This window comes from Microcoleus sp. Pol12B4 (assembly GCF_036701385.1).
Lineage (GTDB): Bacteria > Cyanobacteriota > Cyanobacteriia > Cyanobacteriales > Microcoleaceae > Microcoleus.
This window is the reverse complement of the sequence record NZ_JAUBQR010000034.1, coordinates 19,386-30,009: the sequence shown is the minus strand read 5'-3', so window position 1 is coordinate 30,009 and position 10,624 is coordinate 19,386. Positions and strand designations below refer to the sequence as shown.

The window sequence follows — 10,624 nt, the reverse complement described above, 5'->3', positions numbered from 1 at the left end:
GATAAAGTTAAAGCTTTTGCAGTGGGCGGAGTTGACTTTATTACTAAACCGTTTCAGGTTGAAGAAGTTTTAGCCCGAATAGAAACTCATTTAAAAATTTGTTCACTGCAACAAACTTTGCAAGAGAAAAATCAAGATTTAGCAATGGCGCTCCACCAACTGCAAGCCACCCAAGATCATTTGATTCAATCGGAAAAAATGGCAGCCCTGGGACAACTGATTGCCGGCATTGCCCACGAAATCAATACCCCCCTAGGCATTATCGGTTCCTCTATTAATAATATAGCTAATTTTTCAGACGAATTTTTAGAAAACTTTACTGAAACTTATCAACAACTTTCTGACGAAAGCAAAGCTTATTTTTTAGCTTTACTGTACAGAGCAACCAATCAAAAAGTTTTATTCACCAGCCGAGAAAAACGCAAATTTAAGCAGCAGTTGGCGGCGGATTTGATGGCAGAATCTGTTGAAAACGCCGAGGAAATTGCTGATACTTTAGTTGACATGGAAATCTACAAAAAAATAGAAGAATTTTTGCCGCTTTTTAAATCCCCCGATTGGGAAGTAGTTTTAAATAGTGCTTACCAGTTTGCGAGCTTTAAAAAAAGTATTAGCCTCATCCAAAGAGCAACAGCGAAGTCTGGGAAAGTAGTATTTGCCTTAAAAACCTACGCTCATTTTGATAGCAAACTAGAAAAAGTCCAGGCTGACTTGCACGATGGCATTGAAACGGTATTAACCCTTTATCAAAATCAACTGAAACATGGTATAGAAGTAGTTAAAAACTATGGAGATTTACCCCAAATTATGTGCTATCCCGATGACTTAAATCAAGTTTGGACGAATCTCGTTCATAATGCCCTGCAAGCAATGGATTATAAAGGTATTTTGACAATTGAAACTCGGCAGCAAGAGGCAAGTATTTTCCTCAAGTTTACTGATAACGGCAAAGGTATTCCCTCAGAAGTTATTCCCAAAATTTTTCAGCCGTTTTTTACGACTAAATCTGCAGGCGAAGGTAGCGGTTTGGGATTGGATATTGTGAGAAAAATTGTGGAAAAACACGAAGGCACAATTGCTGTAGATTCTGTACCGGGGCAGACAACTTTTACAGTCTGGCTGCCTATTTATTAAACAAAACTTACCTGCAAGGGGGTAGATTCCCGGTGACACTCGTCGCTGTCTCGCTGACAAATACAAAATTTATTACCCGAAACCGGGCCGATCTTCGGAAGTCCTATTAAAATAGGAAAGATAGGGGACATCTATCCTGCATCGTTGCCCGAAATCAATAATGTAAAAGCAAGTCATGTCAGTAAACCTACTAAAGTTTCAGCGGAGAGTAAAATATGAATAAGCCTATAATTCTTTGCGTTGATGATGAACCGGATATCTTGAATACTCTCAAGATGCAGCTAAAAAATGAATTTAAAAATAATTACTTTTATGAATTAGCTGGAAGTGGTGATGAAGCCTTAGATTTACTGGAGGACTTTCAAGAAAAAGCTCAGGTGATTGTGGTTGTTTCTGATTGGCTGATGCCGGGAATTAAAGGTGACGAACTTTTAATTAAAGTTCACCAAAAATATCCTAAAATTATTAAGGTGATGTTGACGGGACAAGCGGATGCAGCGGCTGTTCAGCGGGCAGTAGAAGAAGCAGATTTATACTGTTGTTTGTACAAACCCTGGCAAAGCAAAGACTTAATAGAGACTATAAAATCTGGGCTGGCTAAGTTATGAAAAAACCTGTGATTGTTTGTATTGACGATGAACCTGACGTTTTGAATAGTTTAAAGATTGAACTGAAAAAGGCGATCGGCGATCGGTGTATAATTGAAACCGCTGAAGGGGGGGCTGATGCTTTAGAGTTGTTGGCTGATTTGCAGGCAGATGAATACGAGATTGCGTTGGTGCTTTCCGATTATATCATGCCCGATATTAAAGGAGATGAACTGCTGAGAAGAATTCACGAAAGCTCGCCGGAGACGCTGACTATTATGCTAACGGGGCAAGCAGATTTGGAATCCCTGAGTAATGCTATTAAGTATGCTAAATTGTACCGTTATATTCCTAAACCTTGGCAAAATGAAGACTTAAAATTAACCGTAGTAGAAGCAGTTCACAGTTATTTGCAAGATCAAAAGTTAACAGATGAAATTCATAAGCGCCAAGAAGTAAACGAGGAGTTAAAGCTAGTAAATGAGGCGCTGTCTGCGAGTGAAAGCCGCCTGAGTCAATTTTTAGAAGCTTTGCCAGTGGGGGTATCTGTTTATCATCCCGATGGCTCGATCGCCTATTTCAACCAGGCAGCGCGGGATTTGCTGGGTGCAGACACTATCCCGGAAAGCACTGCGGAACAATTAGCTGCCACTTATCAACTTTATGTTGCCAATACTGATGAGCTCTACCCGCCGGATAATCTGCCAATTTTGCGCGCACTGAAAGGAGAATCTGTCAAGGTTGACGATGTAGAAATCCGTCAAGATGGCAAAAGAATTGCGATCGAGATCAATACCACGCCGATTTTTGACGCTAGCGGAAATATTGTTTATGCGATCGCAGCTTTTCAAGATATTAGCGATCGCAAACAAGCCGAAAAAATACTAGCAGAATACCACCACACCTTAGAAGCCCAAATTGATGAACGCACAGAACAACTGCAACAAGCCGCATTAGCTGCTGAAGCAGCAAACAAAGCTAAAAGCACGTTTCTGGCTAATATGAGCCACGAGTTACGCACCCCTCTCAATTCTATACTCGGCTTTGCACAAATCATGGAGCCCAGCCCGGATCTTACTCTCGAAAACCGAGAAAATATGAGAATTATTCGCCGTAGTGGCGAACACTTGCTCACCTTGATCAATGAAGTCTTAGACTTGTCAAAAATCGAAGCAGGGCGGATGACACTCAACCCCACAGACTTCGACCTCTACCGCTTGCTTGACGATTTGCAAGATATGTTTCAACTGCGGGTTGAGAATCAAGAATTGCAGTTGCGTTTTCAGCGCGATGCTGACGTTCCTCAGTACGTGCGAACCGATGATATTAAACTGCGACAAGTGCTGATTAATCTTCTGAGTAATGCGATTAACTTTACACAAACAGGCGAAATTATTTTAAGAGTTATAAAGTTAGAAAAATCGGGATTTCTGGATTTATTGGATAGTCCCACAGCTTGCTTTGATACCACAAGAAGTATTCGGGATTTTTCGAGAACTAGCAGTGATGTCGCAACGGTTCGATGGAGGGATGAGGCTGAGAATTTAACTGTGCCTGGTTTTTTCCTTCTGTTTGAAATTCAAGATACAGGAGTTGGCATGGCTCCGGAAGAATTGGGAAATATTTTTAAGGCTTTTGTGCAAACAGCTTCCGGTCAAAAAAATCAGAAAGGTACGGGTTTAGGATTGAAGATCAGCCGTCAGTTTGTCCGCCTGATGGGAGGAGAGATTGTTGTAGAAAGTCAACTGGAACTCGGCACCACTTTTAAATTTGAAATTCCAGTCGGTGCAGTTTATGCTGCTGAGCTTCCAGATCAGCAGCTTAACCGCGAAGTTAGTGGGTTGGAGCCCAATCAACTGTGCTACCGGATTTTAATTGTGGACGATCGCGAAGACAACCGTCAACTTTTAGTCAAAATGCTTTCTCCTTTGGGTTTCGGGGTGGAACAAGCCACCAACGGCCAGGAAGCAATAGAAATGTGGGAAACTTGGCATCCGCACTTAATTTTGATGGATGTGCGAATGCCAGTGATGGACGGCTACGAAGCTACTAAACAAATTAGGGCTAGAATCAAGCAGAGAGAGCAACAGCCGCAAGGAAATGGAGAAACGAATATTTCCCATCCCGACTCCCCGATTCCAAAGATTATTGCTTTGACAGCTAGTACAATTGAAGGGAGGCAAGCGTTTGCTTTATTGGTCGGCTGCGACGATTTTATTAGTAAACCTTTTCGCAAAACAGATATATTTGATACTATCCACAAACATTTGGGGGTGAAGTATCTCTACTCTAACTCAACGGACTTGATCTCTATAGGCGATCGAAATAATTTACCTGGCTCCCTCCCTAATGCTGCGCTTGCTTATTTACCTACACTTCCCGCAGAATGGATAGACAACATGAAGCAGGTAATCCGCAGTGCTGATTTTGACTTAATTGTCAGGACAATCGACGAAATAAGGGAGCCTCATCCTGAATTGGCGGAAATCCTCCAGGGTCATCTCGATAATTTTGATTACCAGAAAATTCTCAATTTAATTGCCGAGGCGGAGGAATCAGATAATGCAGATGAAGGCGGAACAAACTGAAAACTATCAAGCAGATATTTTAGTAGTTGACGATACGCCAGATAATCTGCGTTTGTTGATTAGAATTTTGCAAAAAAATGGCTATAAAGTTCGCCCGGTTACTAATGGTTTTTCGGCGTTAGATGCTATTCAATCTAGTGCACCAGATTTGATTTTACTCGATATTATGATGCCGGATATTGACGGCTACGAACTATGTAAAAAATTAAAATCACAATCGCAATTTAGGGAAATTCCCATTATTTTTCTCAGCGCGTTAGAAGAAGGAATAAATAAAGCAAAAGCTTTTGAAGTGGGCGGAGCCGATTATATCACCAAACCTTTTCAGGTCAAAGAAGTATTGGCGCGAGTGAGCAATCAACTTACTGTGCGTTCATTGCAAATGCAATTGCAAGAAAAAAATCAAAAATTGACCGCTCAAAATATCCAGTTGCACCAGGAAATCGCTGAACGCCACCAGGTGGAAATGGAAACAAGATTGCTGCTTCAAGCCACTCAAGCTATTAGCAAATCTGAGGATTTTGAGTCGGCTATAGATGTAATTTTAGGTTTAATTTGCCAAACTATTGAATGGAATCTGGGCGAAGCTTGGATTCCTTGCAGTGAGGGCTTTTTAAAATGCGCTACAGGCAGGTACGTCAGCGACTTGAGTTTTGCCGAATTCCGACAAACAAGTTGGCAGTTAATTTTTGCTCCCGGTGTGGGACTCCCAGGCAGGATTTGGCAGTCGCAGCAGTCTGAATGGATCGATGATGTTTCTAGTGCACCGGAACAAGTTTTTTTACGAGCGGAAATTGCGGCTAGTGTGGGATTAAAAGCGGCTTTTGGGGTGCCAATATTGGCGGACAACCAAGTGTTAGCTATTTTGATTTTTTATCGCGAAAAAGTTCTGAAATGTCAGCCGCGCTTGTTGGAATTAGTGAGCGCGGTTGCTACGCAGCTCGGTTCGTTGATTCAGCGGAAACAAGCTGAAGCAGCGCTGAAAGTGCAGCAAGGACAAACCGAGAAATTGCTGCTGAATATTTTACCGAAACCTATTGCGGATCGCTTGCAAAAAGAGCAAAAGTTGATAGCGGAGCATTTTGATGAGGTGAGCGTCTTGTTTGCTGATTTGGTGGGTTTTACAGAGTTCTCGGCTCACAAAAGTCCGACACAGTTGGTAGAAATTTTGAACGGGATTTTCTCGGAGTTCGATAGGTTGTCTGAATTGCACGGGTTGGAAAAGATTAAGACGATTGGGGATGCTTACATGGTGGTTGGGGGTTTGCCGACGCCGCGGGAGGATCACTCTGAGGCGATCGCACTTTTAGCTTTGGAGATGCAGGCAGCATTGAGAAGGTTTAATGCCAAAATGGGAGAAAATTTTCAATTGAGGCTTGGAATTGACAGCGGTTCGGTGGTGGCTGGAATTATTGGGATTAGTAAATTTAGCTATGATTTGTGGGGTGATACTGTTAATGTTGCTTCACGTATGGAGTCTAACGGATTGCCTGGTAAAATTCAAGTAACGGCGGCGACTTACGAGCGTTTGAAAGAGCAGTTTGTTTTGGAAGAACGGGGTCATATCCCGATTAAAGGTAAAGGAAGAATGCTGACTTACTGGTTAATTGAAGAACAAAAAAAATCTTTTTAATTTTTTGATGTTAATTTCAATTAATATGAAAAGTAGACCGCATTTATACTTTCAGGAGGGCTAATCCTTTGCAAACAGTTGAAACAAAATCGCCGACAGCATGGAAAAAAGTCCTGGTTATTTTAATATCACTGCTAGCAGTAGCGGTACTGTCGATCGCTACTTTTATCGCTATACCCGGAGAAAAAACAATGTTTGCTGGAACAAGACCTGCCAATATTGGGATTCAGTCAGGAAAACTCGCAGCGTGCCCGAATTCCCCCAACTGCGTCAGCAGCTTCAGTCAAGATGCCGAACACAAAATTGAGCCTTTGGCATACACTTCGTCCGCTGCGGAAGCTATGGCAAAGCTCAAAGGGGCGATCGAGTCCTATGGAAAAACTAAAATTATCACGGCAACTGATAATTACCTGTATGCAGAGTTCACCAGTGCTTTGATGGGGTTTGTTGATGACGTGGAATTTTTGGTAGATGATGAAGCAAAAGTCATCCATGTGCGATCGGCTTCGCGTCTGGGACAGTCGGATTTGGGAGTTAACCGCAGTCGGATAGAAGCTATCAGAACTCAATTCAATCAACTTTGAACTTAAAATTTCTAGCTTTCCTGAAGCCCCTCTCGTGCAAGATGAGGGGCTTTGATATTTTGGTAATACTATGTAATGCTGATTTTTCACCACATAGTTAACAATTATTAACAGTAGGCACAATGCAAAGGAGTATCCTGCAAGGGTAGTAGGACGCAGCAAGGCAGTATCCTTACGGTTGGCTTTGAGTTTTAATACTTGTTATAAGATTGACGATTGTAGAGTTTTACAATCTTTAAAATAGCTGAGTGCGCTAGCATAGAAGCAGAGATGCCGTAGTATTCCTATAGTATTAAACAACCTAAATTATACACTTCTGACTTTAGGGAGAGGGAAGTTAGCGAATTAATTTCTACTATTAACTTAAGTAGAGAAAAGAGGAAAAAACACATGGCACTTCAAAGATTAGCAGAATTTTATCCTAACTATCAGGAAGAAATCTTTGCTGGAGACGACATCAAGGGATTTGATGTTTATGCTGGCGACTCTGATGAAAAAGTAGGCACTGTTTATGATGCTTTGGTTGATGACACTGGTCGTTTCCGCTATCTGGTAATTGACACCGGTATTTGGATTTTTGGCAAAAAAGTATTGTTGCCAATCGGCTCGGCTCGCTTCGACTATGGAGCCCGTCGCGTCCACGCCACAGGTCTTCGCAACAAAGCTCAAGCAGAACAATTGCCGGCTTACAATGATTTAGAAGCAGTAGATTACGATCGCGAAGAACAGGTAAGAGGCGTTTACCGCAATCAAGGAACTGGCGCTGCCAGCACTGCAACTCCTGCGAGCTACGATCGCAGCAGCTACAGCTACGATATCGACCGCCCCCTTTACGAAACCAACGAACAGCAGCACCAAAATCTCAAGCTTTATGAAGAACGCTTGATTGCCAACAAACACCGCGCAAAAACAGGCGAAGTAGCAGTTGGCAAGCGCGTGGAAACTGAAACAGCGCGAGCTTCAGTACCAATTGAAAAAGAACGAGTCGTAATCGATCGAGTAACCCCGGTAGAAGCGGGTCGAGTAGTTTCAGTCGGTGAGGCTGACTTCCAATCAGGGGAAGTTGCACGCATGGAAGTCTACGAAGAAACGGCCGACATTCACAAGGAAGCTTTCGTCCGGGAAGAAGTTAACGTCAGAAAAGAAGTTGTTCGCAGCACGGTTGAGGGCGAAGAAACCTTGCGTCGTGAAGAATTAGACGTTAAGACTGATGGAACTGCGGTTGTAGATAATAAAAATCCGAAGATCTAAACCAACCGCAACAGCTATTGCATAGGAATTGCGCCTTAATGACATAATTCTGTCACCGCGCAGGTTTGATTGGATTGGTAGCGATCGTGCAATTCCTATGTGAGGGGCGGGGGGGTACAAAACTTGTCTGGTTTTGGCAACGTTTATGCACTTTCCCCGCCTTTACCAATTTCCCCTTACCAATTCATAATAAAAATCCCTAAGCAGGAAAGTTTAAAAAATGAACGGTCGAGCATCAGCCGAAAAGATAGCAACTGCCAAATCAATAACCCGTCTCAACCGGGTGCCTGAAAAAGTCAGAACTAAGCTAAAAAGTTTTACCGTCAAAGACAACCAAGGTCACTTAGTAGGCCAAGTTAAAGATGTCTATTTTGATACTAACGGTCAGTTAAACTTTGTGGTGGTCGGGCTAGGCAGCGAAAATACCCGCACTTTTTTATTAAGTATTAAGCTGCTCAAAAAAGTAGATTATCACCAAAAAGCGCTGTTTGTAACTATTAATTCGGATCAAGTCGATCTGCTGCCAGTCGTGTCGGCTAATGGCGAGCATCCGTATTTAGAAAACGCCTCTGAAAGGCCTAGTGAATTTAGCAACAGTGAGTTAACAAATCCCTCAACAGTTATGTCAAATTTAACAGATGCCGATCTCACTGATCCAAATTTGGAGACAGATGAGGATGAGGAAAACTTGGATATTGTCGATCAAGAAGTAATTCGCCTGCTAGAAGAACGATTGGTGATCAATCGCAGCAAGCGCAAAGTCGGCGAAGTCATAGTGCGTAAAGAAATTGAAACTCGGATGGTACAAGTGCCTATCCAGTGGGAAAAGCTGATTGTCGAACAAGTCGGCGACGATCCGAAGGTGTTGGCAGAAATAGATTTAGGTGAGGGAAACATCACCGGTATAGATTTGACGGAGATTCAGAGCGCTCGCCAAGAACCGACAGTTAAGGCTGAATTTACCTCTGTGCAGAAAGCTAGCAAGATCTTAAATTCTATCGCCTCTCAACCCCGTCACGGTTGCGTCAAAGTCCGTCTAGAACTCGTTCTCGAAGACAAGCAACTTGAGGATACTTACCAAAAATGGATGACGGAACACCATTCAGAGAGTTAAAATATTCGTCCTTTTCCGTTAGATTCTAGCTATTAGCAATAAACTTAAATCTAATAGCTAACTGTGGCGAGAGATGCTGTAGGGAAAGTTCACCGCTATCTACTAAGCTCGTGTTCCGTAATTTAACCGTGATTTTGGTAGAGGCGGGTTCACCAATATCTCTAATATAAGCCCGGTATCCGTAAACCCGCCCTGACCAGGATATTTAAATTTTTAGCGATCGGCCTCTAGACAAAATTGTACCGACTTGCGGTAAAATTGTGGTGGTAAAATTTAAAAGTATTTGAAAATGCCCAGCACAATCTCCGACATTAAAGTCAAAACGATCGCAGGCGAAGACAAGCAGCTAGGAGAGTACGCGGGCAAGGTACTCTTGATAGTTAATGTAGCTTCCAAATGTGGCTATACACCTCAATACAAAGGACTCGAAGAATTGAGCCAGAAGTACAGTGCGGCTGGACTCCGTGTTTTAGGATTTCCCTGCAACGACTTCGGAGGTCAAGAACCCGGAAGTAATCCAGAAATCGTGGATTTCTGTACTACTAAATACGGTGTCAGCTTTGAATTATTTGACAAAGTACGCGCTAAAGGCACTCAGCAGCACCCGCTATACGCTAAGCTTACGAGTGCAGTCGATCCCAAGGGTGAGGTTTCCTGGAATTTTGAGAAATTTTTAGTTAGCAAACAGGGTGAAGTGGTCGCCAGATTCCGCAGCAGTATTGGCCCCGATTCGCCAGAACTAATCGCTGCTGTTGAGCGAGAATTGGCAAAATAAGAAGTTCGGCAACTAAGCTGTGTACAGGATTTAACTGATTTAAGGGATGGATGTTTAGGGAAGACGGAAGAAATTAATAGGCTTTTTTCTAATAAGTTAAGAGCTAATTTTTCTCTTCTGATATTCCCCATAGTGTGCAAGCACTCAACCATGAACAAATACCGATGATTGTATTTAATTGGAGAACAGTTTAATTTAATGGAAAATACATCGGGATTAGATTTAGTTGTAGGTGTACTTGCTTTCGCAATTCTGGCAGGTGGTCTAGCCATGCTATTTGTAGGCATGGCATCGTTTCCTAAAGAAAAATAATATTAATGGATATGATGTGCGATCGCACAACCCGAATAAAAATTCAGGTAATGAGGATTGAAGTCCTTATAGAAATCGAAGGGTTCCAGTCCTTACTACCAAATTAAAATGCTTATTTTACAGGGCACCATCTGAATAAATCAAACTGCATTCAATTTGAACATTCGCAATTGACAATTATGCAAACTACCGAAAACAACGTCAAAATTGCCCTCGCGCCGGGGAATTTGCGCCGGGTTCACCATATCGCTTTAAACGTGCGCGACATGAAAGCTTCCCGCCACTTCTACGGTACAATTCTCGGCCTGCACGAACTAACAGGTGCAGAAATTCCCGCAACTTTAACAGAAATGGTAGCCGCTGGTAAAGTCGCTAATTTCGTTACCCCTGACGACACAGTTATTGACTTATTTTGGCAGCCAGACTTAGAACCGCCAAACCCCGACCCGGAGAAAGCTTTTACTCGCGCCAACCACTTAGCCTTCGATATTGATCCGGCTTTGTTCGATCGCGCTCTGGAAGTGCTAAAGTCAAATCAAATTGCGATCGATAGCGGCCCAGTCACTCGCGCTACAGGACGCGGCATTTACTTTTACGATCCTGATGGATTTATCATCGAAATCCGTTGTGATGCAGTTTAAACAGT

The 10,624-nt window shown here is 42.6% G+C and carries 9 protein-coding genes; all 9 read left to right on the top strand.

The window, feature by feature from the left end; translation table 11 throughout:
* Positions 1–1,134 (top strand): sensor histidine kinase (locus QUA38_RS07330; protein WP_333160483.1); only part of this gene is annotated, 1,134 nt, incomplete at its 5' end.
* Positions 1,135–1,349: 215 nt separating this feature from the next.
* Positions 1,350–1,742, top strand: coding sequence for a response regulator (locus QUA38_RS07325; protein WP_333160481.1), 393 nt, complete (start codon positions 1,350–1,352; stop codon positions 1,740–1,742).
* Positions 1,739–4,309 (top strand): response regulator, encoded by a 2,571-nt coding sequence (locus QUA38_RS07320; RefSeq protein WP_333160479.1) that lies wholly within the window; start codon positions 1,739–1,741, stop codon positions 4,307–4,309. The genes QUA38_RS07325 and QUA38_RS07320 overlap by 4 nt, the downstream gene beginning before the upstream one ends.
* On the top strand, positions 4,284–5,942 hold the full coding sequence (locus tag QUA38_RS07315; protein ID WP_333160477.1) for an adenylate/guanylate cyclase domain-containing protein: 1,659 nt from the start codon (positions 4,284–4,286) through the stop codon (positions 5,940–5,942). The genes QUA38_RS07320 and QUA38_RS07315 overlap by 26 nt, the downstream gene beginning before the upstream one ends.
* A 68-nt stretch (positions 5,943–6,010) precedes the next feature.
* On the top strand, positions 6,011–6,526 hold the full coding sequence (locus QUA38_RS07310) for a DUF1499 domain-containing protein (protein WP_333160474.1): 516 nt from the start codon (positions 6,011–6,013) through the stop codon (positions 6,524–6,526).
* Positions 6,527–6,916: 390 nt separating this feature from the next.
* Complete coding sequence (locus QUA38_RS07305; RefSeq protein ID WP_333160472.1) at positions 6,917–7,777, top strand: DUF2382 domain-containing protein; 861 nt, start codon at positions 6,917–6,919, stop codon at positions 7,775–7,777.
* 220 nt (positions 7,778–7,997) lie between these two features.
* A complete protein-coding gene (locus tag QUA38_RS07300) occupies positions 7,998–8,891 on the top strand; it encodes a DUF2382 domain-containing protein (protein ID WP_333160470.1) in 894 nt (297 codons plus the stop codon).
* Between the two features lie 289 nt (positions 8,892–9,180).
* Positions 9,181–9,666 carry a glutathione peroxidase gene (locus tag QUA38_RS07295; protein WP_333160468.1) on the top strand — a complete coding sequence of 162 codons (486 nt, stop codon included), beginning with the start codon at positions 9,181–9,183 and terminating at the stop codon, positions 9,664–9,666.
* 491 nt (positions 9,667–10,157) lie between these two features.
* Entirely contained in the window at positions 10,158–10,619 is a 462-nt protein-coding gene (locus QUA38_RS07290; protein WP_333160466.1) for a VOC family protein, read from the top strand.
* The last annotated feature ends 5 nt before the right edge of the window (positions 10,620–10,624 follow it).

Excerpts from the sequence above, each read along its gene's own strand:
- QUA38_RS07325 (WP_333160481.1), top strand. The coding sequence starts at position 1,350 with ATGAATAAGCCTATAATTCTTTGCGTTGATGATGAACCGGATATCTTG.
- QUA38_RS07300 (WP_333160470.1), top strand. The coding sequence starts at position 7,998 with ATGAACGGTCGAGCATCAGCCGAAAAGATAGCAACTGCCAAATCAATA.
- QUA38_RS07290 (WP_333160466.1), top strand. The coding sequence starts at position 10,158 with ATGCAAACTACCGAAAACAACGTCAAAATTGCCCTCGCGCCGGGGAAT.
- QUA38_RS07295 (WP_333160468.1), top strand. The coding sequence starts at position 9,181 with ATGCCCAGCACAATCTCCGACATTAAAGTCAAAACGATCGCAGGCGAA.
- QUA38_RS07305 (WP_333160472.1), top strand. The coding sequence starts at position 6,917 with ATGGCACTTCAAAGATTAGCAGAATTTTATCCTAACTATCAGGAAGAA.
- QUA38_RS07320 (WP_333160479.1), top strand. The coding sequence starts at position 1,739 with ATGAAAAAACCTGTGATTGTTTGTATTGACGATGAACCTGACGTTTTG.
- QUA38_RS07315 (WP_333160477.1), top strand. The coding sequence starts at position 4,284 with ATGCAGATGAAGGCGGAACAAACTGAAAACTATCAAGCAGATATTTTA.